The organism is Streptomyces sp. NPDC001536, from assembly GCF_042894505.1.
In the GTDB taxonomy this organism is placed as follows: domain Bacteria; phylum Actinomycetota; class Actinomycetes; order Streptomycetales; family Streptomycetaceae; genus Streptomyces.
In genome coordinates this window covers 13167-31113 of record NZ_JBIAVQ010000008.1, presented here as the reverse complement: position 1 = coordinate 31113, position 17947 = coordinate 13167, and the positions used below count along the sequence as shown (strand labels likewise).

At 71.6% G+C, this 17947-nt stretch carries 16 protein-coding genes; 7 read left to right on the top strand and 9 right to left on the bottom strand.

Annotation, left to right across the window (positions count from 1 at the left end; all coding sequences use genetic code 11):
- The first annotated feature begins 12 nt into the window (after positions 1–12).
- From ACFY0U_RS22090 to ACFY0U_RS22065, 6 genes are all read left to right on the top strand, one after another.
- Entirely contained in the window at positions 13–2469 is a 2457-nt protein-coding gene (locus ACFY0U_RS22090; protein WP_388638334.1) for a SpoIIE family protein phosphatase, read from the top strand.
- An 89-nt stretch (positions 2470–2558) separates the two neighbouring features.
- On the top strand, positions 2559–2738 hold the full coding sequence (locus ACFY0U_RS22085; RefSeq protein WP_388638974.1) for a hypothetical protein: 180 nt from the start codon (positions 2559–2561) through the stop codon (positions 2736–2738).
- Positions 2739–2891: 153 nt separating this feature from the next.
- Entirely contained in the window at positions 2892–3959 is a 1068-nt protein-coding gene (locus ACFY0U_RS22080; protein ID WP_388638332.1) for a glucose-1-phosphate thymidylyltransferase, read from the top strand.
- Positions 3956–4936, top strand: coding sequence for a dTDP-glucose 4,6-dehydratase (gene rfbB, locus ACFY0U_RS22075; protein WP_388638330.1), 981 nt, complete (start codon positions 3956–3958; stop codon positions 4934–4936). The genes ACFY0U_RS22080 and rfbB overlap by 4 nt, the downstream gene beginning before the upstream one ends.
- Positions 4933–5793, top strand: coding sequence for a dTDP-4-dehydrorhamnose reductase (gene rfbD / locus ACFY0U_RS22070; protein ID WP_388638329.1), 861 nt, complete (start codon positions 4933–4935; stop codon positions 5791–5793). Before rfbB ends, rfbD begins: the two co-directional genes overlap by 4 nt.
- Positions 5794–5818: 25 nt before the next feature.
- Entirely contained in the window at positions 5819–6676 is an 858-nt protein-coding gene (locus tag ACFY0U_RS22065) for a hypothetical protein (protein WP_388638327.1), read from the top strand.
- Positions 6677–6770: 94 nt separating this feature from the next.
- Here ACFY0U_RS22065 and rfbC read toward each other — a convergent pair whose 3' ends face one another.
- On the bottom strand, positions 6771–7379 hold the full coding sequence (rfbC, locus tag ACFY0U_RS22060; RefSeq protein WP_388638325.1) for a dTDP-4-dehydrorhamnose 3,5-epimerase: 609 nt from the start codon (positions 7377–7379) through the stop codon (positions 6771–6773).
- 4 nt (positions 7380–7383) lie between these two features.
- Entirely contained in the window at positions 7384–9336 is a 1953-nt protein-coding gene (locus tag ACFY0U_RS22055; RefSeq protein WP_388638324.1) for a glycosyltransferase family 2 protein, read from the bottom strand.
- 158 nt (positions 9337–9494) lie between these two features.
- On the opposite strand from ACFY0U_RS22055, the gene ACFY0U_RS22050 reads away from it, so the two are divergent.
- Positions 9495–10001, top strand: coding sequence for a metallophosphoesterase family protein (locus ACFY0U_RS22050; protein ID WP_388638322.1), 507 nt, complete (start codon positions 9495–9497; stop codon positions 9999–10001).
- Positions 10002–10408: 407 nt separating this feature from the next.
- On the opposite strand, the gene ACFY0U_RS22045 is transcribed toward ACFY0U_RS22050, so the two are convergent.
- From ACFY0U_RS22045 to ACFY0U_RS22015, 7 genes are read right to left on the bottom strand one after another with little or no spacing between them, the layout of a single operon-like run.
- Positions 10409–10993: an SRPBCC family protein gene (locus ACFY0U_RS22045; RefSeq protein WP_388638320.1), complete on the bottom strand. Its 585-nt coding sequence runs from the start codon at positions 10991–10993 to the stop codon at positions 10409–10411.
- An 11-nt stretch (positions 10994–11004) separates the two neighbouring features.
- The gene (locus ACFY0U_RS22040; RefSeq protein WP_388638318.1) at positions 11005–12102 is read right to left on the bottom strand and encodes an XdhC family protein; all 1098 of its coding nucleotides are present in this window, start codon (positions 12100–12102) and stop codon (positions 11005–11007) included.
- Complete coding sequence (locus ACFY0U_RS22035) at positions 12095–13258, bottom strand: VWA domain-containing protein (protein WP_388638316.1); 1164 nt, start codon at positions 13256–13258, stop codon at positions 12095–12097. Before ACFY0U_RS22035 ends, ACFY0U_RS22040 begins: the two co-directional genes overlap by 8 nt.
- The gene (locus ACFY0U_RS22030) at positions 13258–14148 is read right to left on the bottom strand and encodes an AAA family ATPase (RefSeq protein WP_388638973.1); all 891 of its coding nucleotides are present in this window, start codon (positions 14146–14148) and stop codon (positions 13258–13260) included. Before ACFY0U_RS22030 ends, ACFY0U_RS22035 begins: the two co-directional genes overlap by 1 nt.
- A gap of 6 nt (positions 14149–14154) precedes the next feature.
- Positions 14155–15009, bottom strand: coding sequence for an FAD binding domain-containing protein (locus ACFY0U_RS22025; protein WP_388638314.1), 855 nt, complete (start codon positions 15007–15009; stop codon positions 14155–14157).
- The gene (locus ACFY0U_RS22020) at positions 15006–17366 is read right to left on the bottom strand and encodes a xanthine dehydrogenase family protein molybdopterin-binding subunit (protein ID WP_388638312.1); all 2361 of its coding nucleotides are present in this window, start codon (positions 17364–17366) and stop codon (positions 15006–15008) included. The genes ACFY0U_RS22025 and ACFY0U_RS22020 overlap by 4 nt, the downstream gene beginning before the upstream one ends.
- The gene (locus tag ACFY0U_RS22015; protein WP_388638311.1) at positions 17363–17857 is read right to left on the bottom strand and encodes a (2Fe-2S)-binding protein; all 495 of its coding nucleotides are present in this window, start codon (positions 17855–17857) and stop codon (positions 17363–17365) included. Before ACFY0U_RS22015 ends, ACFY0U_RS22020 begins: the two co-directional genes overlap by 4 nt.
- Positions 17858–17947 lie beyond the last annotated feature (90 nt).

Below are 17947 nucleotides of genomic sequence, written 5' to 3'. Positions count from 1 at the left end.
ATAAGCGCTGTAATGGCGGACGTGGTCAGTGAGGGCGCTGCGGGACGCAGAACGGGATCGCCGCGTGCCGAAATCGCCCTCAAGGCGGTCACGGCCGATCCGGGCTCGCCCGAACGGCTGCGGCGCGTCCTGGAGCAGGTGCTCGTCTTCGCCAGGGCCTCCTTCGCCGGCGTGTACACGCCGAGCCAGGACGGGGAGCTGCTGTGCCTGGTGGAGTCGGTCGGGGTGCCGCGGACCCTGTACGGCGTGCGCGACGGCTACCCCGCCTCCGGACGGTCCCCGGTGGCCGACGTCCACCGCACCGGCAAGGCCGCCTGGCTCGGCCCCGAGGAGCTCGCCGAGGCCGCCGAGTCGCGGCGCACCCCGGCGGGAGACTTCTGCCTCGCGGCCCTGCCGGCCCGCGGGGACGGCGGCACAGGCTGTCTGGTCGCGGTGAGCGAGCGCCCGGACGGCTTCGACGCCGACGACCGGGCATGCCTGGAACTGATCGCCGACGCCGTGGCCTACGCCGCCCCGGCCCGGCCCGCGGAGGGCGAGGAACTGCTCGCCAACGCGTTCAGCCTCGCCATGGACACCGGACGCATCGAGGTCGGCGTCGACATCCTGGAACTGTTCCGCATGGGCCGCGAGGACTTCGACGGCCGGGTGGAGACCCTGCTGGCACTGACCGTGCCGGAGGACCTGCCGTCCCTGATGTCGGTCGTCGAGGCCGACCACATGTCCATCGGCGACCGCGAGCTGGAGTTCCGCGTCCTCCAGCCCACCGGCCCACCCAAGTGGCTCAGACTGCGCGGCCGCCTCCTGCCGGGCCGCGAGGGCCGGCCCGCCCGCCTGGTGGGCACCGTCGCCGACGCCTCCACCCTGCGCTCCGACGTCACCGACGTGGCCCGCGTCCAGCGCCTGGCCGCCGCCCTGGCCACCGCCGGCACCGTGCGTGACGTCAGCCAGGCCGTGGTCGCCGCCCTGCGCAAGCCGCTCCAGGCCGATCGCATCGCGCTCGCCGAGCTGGAGGGCGACCGGCTCATCGTCACCGTCCTCGACCCTCCCGAACAGGAGTCCTGGCCCGAGCTGTGGCGCCTGGAGTGGCGCACCGAATGGCCCGACGCGCCGGTGCGCGCCATGCCCACCCTCGCCGCCGCCCTGAGCGAGGGCCGCGCCCAGATCTGGCCCGCCGGCACCGCCCTGGAACCCGCCCTCGCCGAGGTCGGCCCCGGCGGCCTCGCCGTGCTGCCGCTGCCCGGCGGGGGCCGCATGGCCGGCGCCTGTCTGATCGGCTGGGACAACCCGCACGACTTCGGCCCCGACGAACGCGCCCTGCTCACCGCCTCCGCGGGCCTCGCCGGACAGGCCCTGATGCGGGCCCACGCCTTCGACGCCGAACACGAGCTCGTCGGCATGCTCCAGCGCCAGCTGCTGCCGCGCCGCCTGCCCAAGCTGCCCGGTGCCATCGCCGTCGCCCGCTATCTGCCGAGCACCGCGGGGCTGGAGCTGGGCGGCGACTGGTACGACGTGATCCCGCTGCCCGACAACCACGTCGCCCTCGTCATCGGCGACGTCCAGGGCCACAGCGCGGCCGCCGCCACCCTGATGGGCCAGATGCGCACCGCCCTGCGCGCCTACGCCGTCGAAGGCCACCCCCCGGACGTCGTCGTCTCGCACGCCAACCGGCTCCTCATGGACATGGAGACCGACCTCTTCGCCACCTGCTGCTATGTCGACGTCGACATGGAGGAGGGCTCCGCCTGGTGCGTGCGCGCCGGCCATCTGCCGCCGGTGCTGCGTCACCCGGACGGCCGTACCGAGATCGCCGAGGCCGACGGCGGCCCGCCCCTCGGTGTGGTCATGCAGGCGGACTTCCCGATGACTCCGCTCAGCCTCCAGCCCGGCACCACGCTCGCCCTGACCACCGACGGCCTCGTGGAGTCCGTCGACTCCGACATCGACGAGGGCATGGACCGCTTCGCCCACGGGCTGTCCGTCTCCGACCCCGCCCATCTGGGCCTGGTCGCCGACGCCCTGCTCGGCAACGCCCGCCGCAGCGACGACGTCGCCCTGCTCCTCATGCGCTACGACGGCATGGCCACCCGTCCGCAGCGCGAGAGCTGGACGGTGTGGCGCGTCCCCCAGGCCGTCGGACACGCCCGCCGCTTCACCCGGCGCACCATGCGCACCTGGGGCGTGTCCGACGACGCCCTGGACACCGTGCTGCTCGTCGTGTCCGAACTCGTCACCAACGCCCTCGTGCACACCGACGGCCGGGTCCGCCTCGACCTCACCCTCGTCAACCACCGGCTGCGCGTCGCCGTCGCCGACTCCTCGCCGCGCACCCCCGCGAGGGCGACCCGGATCGGCTGGGAGGCCACCGGCGGGCGCGGCATCCTTCTGGTCGAGGTCGTGTCGGACGCCTGGGGGACGCTGCCGGTCAGCGGGGGCAAACAGGTGTGGAGCGAGATCTCACTGGAGGAGTGAGTCCGGCGGGGTGAGTGCCGAGCGGCGCCGACGGGGTACCCGGTGGCGAGGACACCGTGCATCCGTGCTGCAGAAGGAAGATGACCGCCGTGACCGCGCACATTCTTGAGAAACCCGTAGCCCGCCGGCCCGAGACGGGCTGGGCCAGGGCCCGTCGGCTGCGAGGCCGGGCCGTCGTGCGGACCTGTGTGCCGGCCGTCGTGGATTCCGACGGCGCGTACGCCATGAGCGCGGCCGCGGAGGGCAACATCGTCAGGGGAGAGGACTGAGGCCTCGAACTGACCACTCGTACGAGTGCACCGGGAACTGACCGAACACGTCGCGAGTTGATCGAATGCACCCCGTGCCACCACGGGCTTTCGTAACATGCAAGCCATCTCGCGAACGGTCCGTTACCGGCGAACCAGACTAAGGTGAACCAAATGAAGGCTCTTGTCCTGTCTGGTGGCGCCGGTACGCGATTGCGGCCGATCACCCACACCTCGGCCAAGCAACTCGTTCCCGTGGCCAACAAACCCGTCCTCTTCTACGGCCTGGAGTCCATCGCGGACGCCGGGATCACCGAAGTCGGGGTGATCGTCGGTGACACCGCCGCCGAGATCGAGGAAGCCGTCGGCGACGGCTCCAAGTTCGGCCTGGAGATCACCTACATCCCCCAGGACCGCCCGCTCGGGCTGGCCCACGCGGTGCTGATCGCACGGGACTTCCTCGGTGACGACGACTTCGTGATGTACCTCGGCGACAACTTCATCGTCGGCGGCATCTCCGAACTGGTCGACGAGTTCCGCGTCAACCGGCCCGCCGCCCAGATCCTCCTCACCCATGTGCCCGACCCGCGCTCCTTCGGCGTCGCCGAACTCGACTCCGCGGGTCAGGTGATCGGCTTGGAGGAGAAGCCCGAGACCCCCAAGAGCGACCTCGCCCTGGTCGGCGTCTACCTCTTCACACCCGCGATCCATGAAGCGGTCCGCGCCATCGAACCCTCCTGGCGCGGCGAGCTGGAGATCACCCACGCCATCCAGCACCTCATCGACCTCCACGCCGACGTCCGCTCCACGGTCATCAAGGGCTACTGGAAGGACACCGGCAACGTCGTCGACATGCTGGAGGTGAACCGGACGGTCCTGGAGACCATCGAGCACCGCGTCGACGGCGAGGTCGACGAACGGTCCGAGCTCGTCGGCCGGGTGGTCGTCGAGGAGGGCGCGCGGATCACCGGCTCCCGTGTCGTGGGACCCGTGATCATCGGCGCCGGGACGGTCGTCAGCGACTCCTACGTGGGCCCCTTCACCTCGGTCTCCGAGAACTGCCGTATCCAGGACAGCGAGTTGGAGTTCTCGATCGTGTTGCGGGACTCCTCGATCCAGGGCGTGGGGCGTATAGAGTCCTCCCTCATCGGCCGTCATGTCGAGGTGACCCCGACGGTCGGTATGCCCACTGTCCACCGCCTCGTGCTCGGAGACCACAGCAAGGTGCAGATCCATTCATGAATCTCCTCGTCACCGGCGCCGCCGGCTTCATCGGCTCCCAGTACGTGCGCAGACTCCTCGCCTCGGAGACCCCCGACGCGCCGCGGATCACCGTGCTGGACAAGCTCACCTACGCGGGCACCCTGGACAACCTCGAACTCGACCACCCCCGGCTCGAGTTCGTCCAGGGCGACATCCGCGACGCCGAGCTGGTCGACAAGCTCATGGCCGACGCCGACCAGGTCGTGCACTTCGCCGCGGAGTCCCATGTGGACCGCTCCATCGCCGGAGCGACCGACTTCGTGATGACCAACGTGGTCGGCACCCAGACCCTGCTGGACGCGGCCCTGCGGCACGGCACCGGCCCCTTCGTGCACGTCTCCACCGACGAGGTCTACGGCTCCATCGAGCACGGCTCCTGGCCCGAGAACCACCCGCTCCAGCCCAACTCGCCGTACTCGGCCTCCAAGGCCTCCTCCGACCTGCTCGCCCTCGCCTACCACCGCACCCACGGCATGGACGTGCGCGTCACCCGCTGCTCCAACAACTACGGCCACCACCAGTTCCCCGAGAAGGTCATCCCGCTCTTCATCACCAACCTCCTCGACGGCCTGAAGGTCCCCCTCTACGGCGACGGCCGCAACGTCCGCGACTGGCTGCACGTCGACGACCACTGCCAGGGCGTCGACCTGGTGCGCACCAAGGGCCGGGCCGGCGAGGTCTACAACATCGGCGGCGGCACCGAACTCAGCAACAAGGAACTGACCGGACTGCTCCTCGAAGCGAGCGGCGCCGACTGGGACATGGTCGAGTACGTCGAGGACCGCAAGGGCCACGACCTGCGCTACTCCGTCGACTGGACCAAGATCCACACCGAGCTCGGCTACCAGCCCCGGCACGACTTCGCCACCGGCCTCGCCGAGACCGTCGCCTGGTACCGGGAGAACCGTTCCTGGTGGGAGCCGCTGAAGCGGCGCGTCGCCCAGGAGCACGTATGAAGTGGCTGGTCACCGGAGCCGGCGGGATGCTCGGCCAGGACACGGTCGCCGAACTGACCCGCCGCGGCGAGCAGGTGACGGCCCTCGGTCATGCCGCGCTCGACATCACCGACCCCGACGCCGTCGACACCGTCCTCGCCGGGCAGCGCCCCGACCTCGTGGTCAACTGCGCCGCGTACACCGCCGTCGACGACGCCGAGACCGACGAGAAGCAGGCGCTGCTGATCAACGGCGACGGGCCGCGCCACCTCGCCCGCGCCTGCGCGGCCCAGGGCGCACGGCTGGTCCACGTCTCCACCGACTACGTCTTCGCCGGCGACGCCCGCAGCACCCCGTACCCCGAGGACCACCCGACCGCGCCGCGCACCGCCTACGGCCGCACCAAACTGGCCGGGGAACAGGCCGTGCTCGAGGAGCTGCCCGAGACCGGCGCCGTGCTGCGCACCGCCTGGCTCTACGGCGCCCACGGCCGCAACTTCGTCAGCACCATGATCGCACTGGAGGCCTCCCGCGACACCGTCGACGTCGTCGACGACCAGCGCGGGCAGCCCACCTGGAGCGCGGACGTGGCGACCCGCATCGCCGACCTCGGCCCCCGCATCGGCCAGGGCGCGAGCGGGGTCTTCCACGCCACCAGCTCCGGCGAGACCACCTGGTACGGACTGGCCCGCGAGGTGTTCCGGCACCTCGGTGCCGACCCCGACCGGGTACGGCCGGTGGGCAGTGCGGCCTACCCGAGGCCCGCGCCCCGCCCCGCGTACAGCGCGCTGGGTCATACGCGCTGGGAGCAGGCCGGCCTCACCCCCATCCGAGACTGGCGGGAGGCGCTGGCAGCGGCCTTCCCGTCTCTGGCGTGACCATCACAGAGGGAGATTCCGGAGCATGTCGATCAAGTCGGCCGTGAAGAAGGCCGTCAAACCCGTCGTCGGTGAGCGCGGCTGGGAAACCCTGCGCAAGGTCAAGCAACGGACGGTCGGCCCCCAGCCGAAGCCCAAGCCGAAGGCCCCCACGGGTGTCGCCGCGATCTCCGACGACCTGTGCAAGCTGGCCGCACACTTCAAGACCGACAAGTGGGGCGCCCACAAGTACGCGCAGCACTACCAGCGCTACCTCCAGCACCTGAAGAACAAGGAGTTCAACCTCCTGGAGATCGGCATCGGCGGCTACGCCCGGGCCGGTCAGGGCGGTGCGTCGCTGCGCATGTGGAAGGCGTTCTTCCCCAAGGCGCAGATCCACGGCGTGGACATCCAGGACAAGTCGTTCGTCGACGAGGACCGGATCACGACGTACATCGGCGACCAGTCCGATCCCGAGTCGCTGCTGTCCATCGCGGGGAAGATCGGCAAGCTCGACGTCATCATCGACGACGGCAGCCACCGCAGCCCGCATGTCATCACCACGTTCAAGACCCTGTTCCCGCTGCTCGCCGACGGCGGCATCTACGTGGTCGAGGACACCCAGAGCTCCTACTGGCCCGAGTGGATGGGCAGCGAGGACCTCGACTCCCCGGACACCAGCATGGGCCTGCTCAAGCGGCTGACGGACGGACTGAACTACGAGGAGTTCGTGGACGAGGACTACAAGCCCACGTACACCGACAAGAACATCGTGGGCGTGCACTTCTTCCACAACCTCGTGATCATCGAGAAGGGCGTGAACGCGGAGGGCAGCAACAAGCGCCAGGCCCTCAAGGCCCGCTACGGCACCGCCACCCCCGCCAAGACGACGAAGGCGTCCTAGGACGCCGGGCCGTGCCCATGGCACGGCAGCAGTGGACCCCGCCCTTCATCTCCGAAGGACGGGGTCCACTGCTGCCACGCTCGGCGAAGCGCCGTCAGTCGCCGGACCGCCCGGCGCGCAGCCGCTCGTAGTAGGCGGAGCACTCCGCGTACGACGGAAGCAGCCCGGACCGCTCCGCCTCGGCCAGCGACGGCGCCTGCCCGTCCTTGTCCGACAGCACCGGCGCGATCCCCTCGGGCCAGGCGATGCCCAGCCGCGGGTCGAGCGGGTGCACCCCGTGCTCACGTCCCGGCGCGTAGCCGGTCGAGCACAGGTACACCACCGTGGCGTCGTCGGTCAGCGCCATGAACGCGTGCCCGAGCCCCTCCGCGAGGAACACCGCGTGCCGCGTGTCGTCGTCGAGCCGCACCGCCTCCCAGCTGCCGAAGGTGGGTGAGCCGACGCGGATGTCCACCACCACGTCCAGGACGGCGCCACGCACACACGTGACGTACTTGGCCTGGCCGGGCGGCACGTCCGCGAAGTGCACGCCGCGCAGCACGCCCCGCTTGGAGACCGAGCAGTTCGCCTGCGCCAGCTCCAGGTCGTACCCGGTGGCCTCGCGGAACTCCTCGCCGCGGTACCACTCGTGGAAACTGCCCCGCTCGTCCGGGAACACCTTGGGCTCCAGCACCCAGGCGCCCTCTATGCCCAGCGGTCGCACGCCGCTACCTCCTGCCGTTCTTGATCCGGGACCGCGCACCGCGCACCACCCTGCCGAGCTTGCGGCGCACCCGACGGGCCAGCCGCTCCAGTCCACCCGGGTTGGGCGCGCGCACCGCGCGGACCGTCTCGCCGCGGACGCGCAGGGCGAACGGCAGCACGAGGAAACGCGGTTCGGCCGCCTCCGGGACGGGACTCAGCGCGACCCGCCAGGTGGAGGCCCTGAGTTCGGCGAGGGGCAGCTCGGCCTCCAGCACCGATCCCGCGCCGTCCGCGGCGGGGGAGAGAGTGCCGGGCACGTCCACGATGCTCCCGGAGCCGAGCCGCAGCACGACCTTGCGCTCACCGGACACATGCAGCGGCAGCGCCACCTGGATGCGTTCGTCCGAGACGGTGACGCTCCCGGGCGTGGCACGGTCCAGGCCGAGCCGTTCCGGAGCGCGGTCCACGGCGAGGGCCAGGTTGCCGTGGGGGTGGGTCCAGTACGGCAGGACCGTACGGCCGCCCCCGACGGCGGCCTGCGGCGTGGGCCGGTCGTGTGCCGGGGCCGGGCCGAGCCGGCACTCCTTGGTCCAGCCGCCGAGACGGACGCGGACGAAGGCGTCCCACAGTCCGCCGGCCGGGGGCGCACCGCCCGCCGCGGTGGCCGGGTCGACGGTGGCCGTCACCCGCAGCACCAGCCGCACCCGGTCGCCGTCGCCCTCCGGCACCGTCTCCCGGGTGACCTGCACCGGCTGGAAGTGCTGGGCGGCGCTGGCGCGCTCGCGCAGCAACAGATCGCCGGTCGTCGTGTCGAAACGCGCCACGGAGTCGGCGGACACCCACGCGATCGCCTCGGCGGCGTCCAGCGGCGGACCGCCCGTCGCCTTGACGCCCTCGGCGGGGAACAGCATCGGCTCGCCGCCCGAGGTGAACTCGGTGCGCAGAGCGACCCGCAGCGAGCCGTCCTGCCACTCGACACCCTCCGGGACCGCCCTGAGCGCGATACCGGCCTCCCACTCGGCGAAGGCGACGACATCGGCGTAGCGGTCCGCGGCGATCAGCTCGGCCACGACCCGTTGCGTGGGCGGGAGCCCGGCCGCCACGCCGGGGCCGAAGCGCTCCACGACGGTGGCGTGGATCTCCGTGAACAGACTGCGGCGGTACTCCTCGGGCATCGCCAGCAGCCGCTTGCCACGCATCCGCTCGACCATCTCGTTGCGCAGCCAGCGGCGGAAGAGACGGTCCCGCAGGTCTCCCGGCTTGGTGTACGTCTCGACGACGTCGAGGGCCTCGCGCAGGTTCTTGAAGTACCCCGCCGGTTCGAACTGCTGGAAACCGGCGTTGGAGGCGTCGTCGCGGCGCACGTGGTAGTAGCAGACGTAGTCGCTGAGCACGGAGACGTTGTCCGCGCGCAGATACGCCTCGGCGATGAAGACATGGTCCTCGAGGCGCCGCCGGCCCTCGGGGAAGCGCAGTCCGATGTCGTCGAGGAAGGCCCGGCGGAACATCTTGTGCGGGGTGAGGCTGTCGATGAGCGGCGCGTTCTCGACGGACGCGCGCGGGTGGTTGCGGCGGAACAGCTCGACGGGGACGGGACGTCCCTTGCCGGCCATCTTCCCCACGATCACGTCGGCGCCGTTGGCCACGCCGTAGTCGTACATCCGCTCGAGGGCTTCGTCGCCGAGGTAGTCGTCGTTGTCGACGAACATGACGTACTCGCCCCGGGACGCCTCGATCCCCACATTGCGAGGCTTGCCCGACCATCCGGAGTTCTCCTGGTGGATGACTCGGACGCGGGAATCCTCGGCAGCGAGCTCATCGAGCCGGGCTGGTGTTCCGTCGGTGGAACCGTCGTCGACGAAGACCACTTCGTACTCGTCGGGAGGCAGTGACTGCCTCTTCAGAGACGCGATGCAGTCCTCGATGTAAACCCCGGGGTTGTACACGGGGACGACGACGCTGACCTTGACCGGCATGAGGCTCGGTCCCCCTTGGGTCGCTTGTCGTTTCTGTCATGGTGCGGTGCTTGTGGCCAGATGCTAACCCGACGACACCGCGGTTCTCGCTCCGGCCACCGCCTAGATCGCATACCGATCAGGTGAACGTTGACGATCTCCGCCGATAGTCTGACCGCGTGCGCCTGCTCCTCATGTCCGACACGCATCTCCCGAAGCGCGCGAAGGCGCTGCCGGCCCCCCTGCTCGCCGAACTGCCGCGCGCCGACGTGGTGTTGCACGCCGGGGACTGGGTCGACACCGCCACCCTCGATCTGCTGGAGCGCCTCAGCCGCCGTCTGATCGGTGTGTACGGCAACAACGACGGACCGGGACTGCGCGCCCGGCTGCCCGAGGTCGCCTACGCCGAACTCGGCGGACTGCGCTGGGGAGTGGTCCACGAGACCGGCCCGGCCCAGGGCCGCGAGGCACGCTGCGCCGCGCGCTACCCCGACCTCGACGTGCTCGTCTTCGGGCACAGCCACATCCCCTGGGACACCACCGCCGCCACCGGCCTGCGCCTGCTCAACCCGGGTTCCCCGACGGACCGCCGCCGTCAGCCGTACTGCACCTACATGACAGCGACCGTCGACGACGGCCGTCTCACGGACGTCCTCCTGCACCGGCTGCCGCCGCGGACGGCCTGAGGAGACAAGATCCGGGCCGCTCCGTGTTCGCGGAAGCGGCCCGGGCGCTGCGAGTGTGCGCTGTCACGGACCTCCTTCCGCCAGAGGTGCCCAAGAGGGAGTGCGCCCTCTTCCGTTGTGCCGCGGCTACCCGTCGGCGCGGCTCCCAACCCCCCGATTCGTTGGACGCCGGAGGCGTCGCCCCGCTGAGATGGACGGCGCGCTGATCGACACGACGCTCGTACGCCGTCTGCTCACCACCCAGTTCCCGCAATGGGCCGACCTCCCCCTCACCCCGGTTCAGCAGTCCGGCATGGACAACGCGACCTTCCGACTCGGCGACGACCTGCCGGTGCGGCTGCCCCGGCCGACCCCGCGGCCGCCACTGGCCGTCGCCGACCCGGCGGATCACGCCGGCGCCGGCGGGGCTAGCGGCGCCGCCACCGCCGTAGCACCACCACCAGCGCGACGACCACGGCCACCGCGGCCGCCGCCCGCTTGGCGACGGGTACCCCGGCCGTACGGAACAGGTCCAGCGGTTCGTCCACCGGCGGCGATGTCTCCTGCGGCTTGTCGCCCAGCTGCTCGGCGAGGTTCTGCGCGAACTGGCCGATGATGCGGTCGCCCACCTCGGCCATCACCCCGCGGCCGAACTGCGCCGGACGCCCGGTGACCGTCAGGTCGGTGCGCACCGACACGGCCGTGCCGCCGTCCTGTTCGGTGAGCGTGCCGGTGACGTTGGCGCGGACGGTGCCCTGGCCGCGGGTCTCGCGGCCGCTCGCGATGAGGACGACGCGGTGGGCGTCCTCGTCCTGTTCCTCGAAGACGGCGGTGCCCTTGTACGTCACGGTGATCGGGCCGACCTTGACCTTCACCGAGCCGTTCACCGTCTTGCCGTCGTAGTCCTCCACGGTCGCCCCCGGCATGCACGGCGCGACGCGCTCGATGTCCAGGAGCGCCCGCCAGGCGTCGTCGACCGGGACGGGCACGGTGAACTCGTGGTGCAGTTCCATGGCTTCCTCCGTCAATGGGGGTGGATGGCTCCTGCGGTGGCGGTCAGCGGGGTTCCCGTGCCGCCCCACCTCAGCGCGACGATCTCGGCGGCGACGGACACGGCCACCTCCTCCGGCGTGCGAGCGCCGAGGTCGAGCCCGACCGGGGAGCGCAGCCGGGCCAGTTCACGGTCCGTGAGTCCGGCCTCGATCAACCGCTTCATCCGGTCGTCGTGCGTACGGCGGCTGCCCATCGCCCCGATGTACGCCGCGGGCCGGCGCAGCGCCTCCTCCAGGAGCGGGACGTCGAACTTGGGGTCGTGGGTGAGGACGCAGATCACCGTGCGCTCGTCGGTGTCCGTGCCTTGGAGATAGCGGTGGGGCCACTCCACGACCACGTCCACGCCCCGCGGGAAGCGTTTGGGGGTGGCGAAGACCGGGCGGGCGTCGCACACGGTGACCCGGTAGCCGAGGAAGTCACCGATACGGGCGACCGCGGCGGCGTAGTCGATCGCGCCGAAGACCAGCATGCGCGGCGGAGGCGCGAAGGAGTGCAGGAAGACGGTGACCGCGTCCTCGCGGCGCTCGCCGTGCGGGCCGTAGTGACGCAACCCGGTTGCCCCCAGGGCGAGTTCGCCGCGGGCGTCGGCGGTGACCGCCACGTCCAGACCGTCGGCGCCGAGGCTCCCCGCGACCCGGTCCGGCCACACGGCGAGCGTCGCCCCGCGCGGTGCGGGTCCGTCGGTCACCGTCGCCACGGTCACCGGGCGCCCCGCCGCCACCGACCCGGCGACCTCGCCGAAGACCGGGTCGGTGGCCGGGGAGACGGGCCGTACCAGCAGGGTGATCTCGCCGCCGCAGGTCAGACCCACCGCGAACGCGTCCTCGTCGCTGTACCCGAAGGTCTGCAACCGCGCCTCGCCGCTCGCCACCACCTCCTGCGCCAGCTCGAACACCGCCCCCTCCACACAGCCGCCGGACACACTGCCGACGACCTCGTCCGCGGGCCCCACGGCCATCGCCGCACCGGGGTCGCGCGGCGCGCTGCGGCTCACGGCGACGACGGTCGCCAGCCCGAACGGCACTCCCGCCGCGTACCAGGCGCTCAGCGCCGGGAGAATCTCACGCACGATCGGCTCCTCTCACGACCGCCGCCAGGCTCTCCAGCGCGGCCAGGCTGTGCCCGTCGACGAACGCATCCACGCTCGGCAGCGCCGCCGCCATCCCGGCCGCCAGGGGCGCGTACCCGGGGCGTGCCCTGCGCGGATTGGCCCAGATCACCCGGTGCGCCAGCCGCCGCAAGCGTCGCATCTGCGCCGCCAGCACCTCCGGATCGCCACGCTCCCAGCCGTCCGACAGCACCACCACGACCGCGCCGCGCGCCATCCCGCGCTGCCCCCAGCGGTTCAGGAACTCACGCAGCAGCACACCCAGCCGGGTACCCCCGCGCCAGTCGGGCACGGCCGCCGCGACCGCCGCCATCGCCAGGTCGGGATCGCGGTGGGCCAGCTCGCGGGTCACCCGGGTCAGCCGGGTGCCGATCGTGAACACCTCCGTGCGTGGACCACGGGCCGCCGCGTGCGCGAACCGCAGCAGCGCGTCGGCGTACGGCGCCATGGAGCCGCTCACGTCCACCAGCAGCACGACCCGCCGGGGCCGCTCGGTCCGCGCGTGCCGGCGCAGCCGCCCGGGCTCCCCGCCCCGGCGCAGCAGCTCCCGTACCGTCCGGCGAGGATCGACCTCCCCGCGCCGGGCCGGCCGCCGCCGCGCACTGCGCCGGGACGCGCCGCGCAGCGCGAACGCGGCGAGCAGGCGCCGCAGTTGATCGCGATCGGCGCCGGCCAGCTCGGCGATGTCACGGTGGCGGAGTACCTCGGCGGGGCTGGCGAGAGAGGCGGTGGGCGGTCCTTCGGCGTCGCCCGCAGATGCCGTACGAGGCTCAGAGGCGTCCCGTACGACCAGCCGCAGCCGGGACGGTGGAGGTACGGACGTCACGCGGCCTGCCCGTTCAGCGGTCCCGAAGTAGGCGGCGAACACCCGCTCATAGCGCTCCAGATCGTCCCGGTCCCCGCACAGCGTCAGCCGCCCCGCCCAGTACACGTCCGCCCGCAGTGCAGGCCCCAACTCGTCCACCGCCCGCAGAAAAGCATGCAGTCGGTCAGCGCTCGCTTCGACGCCAGCCGCACGCAGGGCACGGGCAAATCCGAGCAGCACGGCGTCGCCCTCAAGGGGCGCGGGGAACTGCGCGACCAGCCACGACGATGCCGCGGACGACTGACGACCCATCACTGCACTTCCAGAGAAGCACCCAGCACCGCCCCGAAATCCAGCCCCCGCGCCCGCTCCGCATCCTCCCGATACTTCAGCACCGCCCCCAGCGTCACCACCGCCAACTCCGCGTCCACCTCACTCGCACCCAACGCATCCAGCGCCTCGGCCCAGTCGATCGTCTCGGCCACCCCAGGCGGCTTCACGAGATCCTCCGAGCGCAAGGCCTGCACGAGTGCGGTCACCTGCTCCGCCAGCCGCGCCGACACCTTGGGCAACCGCCGCCGCACGATGGCGAGTTCGCGGGCGAACCCGGGATGGTCGAACCAGTGGTACAAGCACCGCCGCTTCAGCGCGTCATGCACCTCACGGGTGCGATTGGAGGTCAGCACGACCACCGGCGGCGACGAGGCCCGCAGCGTCCCCAGCTCCGGAATCGTCACCGAGTACTCCGAGAGCAGCTCCAGCAGAAACGCCTCGAACTCGTCGTCCGCGCGGTCGATCTCGTCGACCAGCAGGACCGACGGCTGGGTCTCCAGCGCGCGCAGCAGCGGCCGGGCGATCAGGAAGCGCCGGTCGTACAGCTCGCTCTCCAGCCGGTCGGCGTCGGTGACCCCGGCCGCCTCGGCGGCGCGCAGATGCAGCAGCTGGCGTGGGAAGTCCCAGTCGTACAGGGCCTGCGAGGCCTCGATGCCCTCGTGGCACTGGAGCCGGATCAGCGGGGCGTCGAGGGCCTCGGCGAGGGCGGACGCGAGCGCGGTCTTGCCGACGCCCGCGTCGCCCTCGCAGAAGATCGGCCGGGCCAGCCGCAGGGCCAGGAAGCAGGCGACGGCCAGCCCGTGGTCGACGAGGTACCCCGTCTCCTCCAGGCGGGCCCGCACCTGTTCCGGGCCGTCGAGCTCCGTGATCGCCCCTCACCCCATTCCGGCGGCGGTCAGCACCGCCCGCTTGGTGAGCACGCGGGCCAGATGCGCCCGGTACTCCGGCGAGCCGGACAGGTCCTGCGCCGGCTGGGTCCCGACCGCCGCCGCCTCCGTGGCCCGCGCCACGGCCTCCGCGTCGCCGGCACCGGTCAGGGCCTCCTCGGCGGCCGTGGCGCGCAGCGGGGTCGTGCCCATGTTGGCCAGACCGACGCGTGCCTCGGCGATCCGTCCGTTGTCCCGGCGCACCAGCGCGGCCACCCCGACGATCGGCCAGGCCTGGGCGACCTGGTGGAACTTCTCGTAGTGGAAGCCCCAGCCGTCCGTCTTGGGCACCCGCACCTCGACGAGCAACTCGTCGGATTCCAGGGCGGATTGCAGATAGTCGACGAAGAACTGCCGGGCCGGGATCGTGCGCCGTCCGCGCGGCCCCTGGACCACCAGCTCGCCGTCCAGCGCCAGCACCACCGCGGGCAGGTCGGCCGCCGGATCGGCGTGCGCGAGCGAGCCGCCGAGGGTGCCCCGGTGCCGTACGGCGGGATCCGCGACGGTCGCCGTGGCGGCGGCGAGCAGGCCCGCGTGGCGGCGGACCAGCGGATCGCGGAGCACCTCGTGGTGGGTGGTCATCGCGCCGATGACGAGGGCGTCGCCGTCCTCCCGCACCCCGTGCAGCTCGGGGATGCGGGCGACGTCCACGACCAGTTCGGGGAAGGCGAGGCGAAGCCTGAGCAACGGGAGCAGGCTCTGCCCGCCGGCCAGTACCTTGGCGTCCTCGCCGGCCTCGGCGAGGGTGCGGACCGCCTCGTCGACGTCGGCGGGACGGGCGTAGTCGAATGCCGGGGGGATCATGCCGAGGCCTCCTCGATGGCTCGCCACACCCGTTCGGGGGTGCAGGGCATCCGTACCTCCGTCACGCCCAGCGGGCGCAGCGCGTCCACGACGGCGTTGACGACGGCGGGCGTCGACGCGATCGTGCCTGCTTCCCCAACGCCTTTGACGCCCAGGGGGTTTGTGGTCGACGGCGTCTCCGTGCGGTCCGTCACGAAGTCGGGCAGGTCCGGCGCGGACGGGACGAGGTAGTCGGCCATCGTGCCGGAGACGAGGTTGCCCTGGTCGTCGTAGACCGCCTCCTCGTACAGCGCCTGCGCGATGCCCTGTGCGAGGCCGCCGTGCACCTGCCCCTCGACGATCATCGGGTTGATGACCTTGCCGACGTCGTCGACGCAGACGTAGGACCGGATGTGGGTCCGCCCCGTCTCGGTGTCCACCTCGACCGCGCACAGGTGGGTGCCGTGCGGGTAGGAGAAGTCGTCCGGGTCGGTGACGTGTCCGGCGTTGATGGTGGGTTCCATGCCGTCGGGCAGGTCGTGTGCGGAGAACGTCTCGAAGGCGAGCTCCTGGAGGGTCTTGCGGGCGTCGGGGGAGCCTTTGACGGAGAAGACGCCGTCGGTGAACTCCAGGTCCTGCTCGCTGGCTTCGAGTAGATGGGCGGCTACCTTGCGGGCCTTGTCCACCACCTTCCGTGCCGCGTGGTGGATGGCGGTGCCGCCCACCACGAGGGAGCGCGAGCCGTAGGTGTCCATGCCCTGCGGGGCCGCCCTGGTGTCGCCGTGCACCACCTGGACGTCCTCGAACGGCACGCCCAGGACGTCGGCGGCGATCTGGCTCCAGCAGGTCACATGGCCCTGTCCGTGCGGACTGGTCCCGGTGACCACCTCGACCTTGCCGGTGGGCAGCACCCGGATGCTCGCCGCCTCCCAGCCGCCGGCCGCGTACCGCAGGTCCCGCAGCACCCGGCTCGGCGCGAGCCCGCACATCTCGGTGTACGTCGAGACGCCGATGCCGAGGCGTACGGAGTCTCCCCGGCGGTTGCGGTCCGCCTGCTCGGCGCGGAGCTTGTCGTAGTCGAAGAGCGCGAGTGCCTTCTCGGTCGCGGCCTCGTAGTTGCCGCTGTCGTAGGTGAGCCCTGCGATCGTGGTGTACGGGAACTCCTCGTGCCCGATCCAGTTCCTGCGCCGCAACTCCACCGGATCCAGGCCGAGTTCGACGGCCAGCTCGTCCATGATCCGCTCGATGGCGTACGTCGCCTCCGGGCGCCCGGCGCCGCGGTAGGCGTCGGTCGGGGTCCGGGTGGTGAAGACGCCGGTGACATTGAGCTCGTAGGAGCCCATCTTGTAGATCCCCGGATACATGAACGCGCCCAGGATCGGGATGCCCGGCGTGACGAGCATCAGGTAGGCGCCCATGTCGACCAGCAGGTCGGCCTTGAGGCCCAGCAGTGTGCCGTCGCGGTTCGCGGCGATCTCGATGTCCTGGATCATGCCGCGGCCGTGGTGGGTGGCCAGATAGCCCTCGGAGCGGGACTCGGTCCACTTGACCGGGCGGCCGAGGCGGCGGGCGACCGTGAGGGCGATGGCCTCCTCGCCGTACACCTGGAGCTTGGAGCCGAAGCCGCCGCCCACGTCCGGGGCGATCACCCGCAGCTTGTGCTCGGGGACCCCGGTCACCACGGCCAGCATGATCCGCAGGATGTGCGGGATCTGGGTGGAGGAGTAGAGGGTGTACTCGCCGGAGGCGGCGAGCGGGGTGACGACGACTCCGCGCGGTTCCATGGCGTTGGGGATGAGCCGCTGGTGGACGTAGCGGCGCTTGAGGGTGACCTCGGCGCGTTCGCGTACGGCGTCGAAGTCCTCGCCGGTCCTCAGCGGCCACAGGTAGCTGCGGTTGGTGCCCTTGTCCGAGTGGACCAGGGGAGAGTCCTCGGTGAGGGCCGCCTCCAGGTCCAGTACCGGCGGCAGGGGCGTGTAGTCGACCTCGATGGCTTCGAGGGCGTCGGCGGCCGCGTACCGGTCGCGGGCCACGACGACCGCCACCGGGTCGCCGGCGTAGCGCACCTCGTCGACGGCGATCGGCGGGTGGTCGGGCAGCACGATGTCCTCGGTCACCGGCCAGGCACAGGGCAGGGAGCCCATCCCCTCCGCGAGGTCACTGCCGCTGAACGCCGCGACGACGCCCGGGCGTTCGAGAGCGGGGGCCACGTCGACACGGTCGATGCGGGCGTGTGCCATGGGGCTGCGCAGGATCGCCAGATGGAGCAGTCCGCCCACGGTGATGTTGTCGGTCCAGTTGGTCTGCCCGGTGAGCAGCCGGGCGTCCTCCTTGCGGGGGCGGGAGCGGCCGACCTCGCGTTCGACGGTCTCGCTCATGTCCGCACCTCCTGGTCGGAGGCGTGGGCGTCGGCGTCCTCGGAGACGTCGAGCACCGCGCGCACGATGTTCTGGTAGCCCGTGCAGCGGCACAGGTTGCCCTCCAGGGCGTGGCGGACCTCGTCCGACGTGGGGTGCGGGTTGTCCCGCAGCAGATCCCGCGCCGCCATGAGCATGCCCGGAGTGCAGTAGCCGCACTGGAGCGCGTGCCGCTCGTGGAAGGCCCGCTGGAGCCCGGTCCACTCCCCGTTGGACGCCAGCCCCTGGACGGTGGTCACTTCGCTCCCGTCCGCCTGGACGGCCAGGACCGAGCAGCTCTTGACGCTCGCGCCGTCCAGGTCGACCGTGCAGGCCCCGCAGTTGGAGGTGTCGCAGCCGATCGGGGTCCCGGTCAGGCCGAGGCGGTCACGCAGGTAGTGGATCAGCAGCAGACGGGGTTCGACCTCGTCCTGGTAGTTCGTGCCGTCCACCTTCACCGAGATACGGGTCATGTGCCCTCCCAGGAAACACCGGACGTGATGCGCGTCACTCTAGGACCGGTCGGGGGAGGGGGCGAGGGCTGGGACGCGGCTTTGTTGACC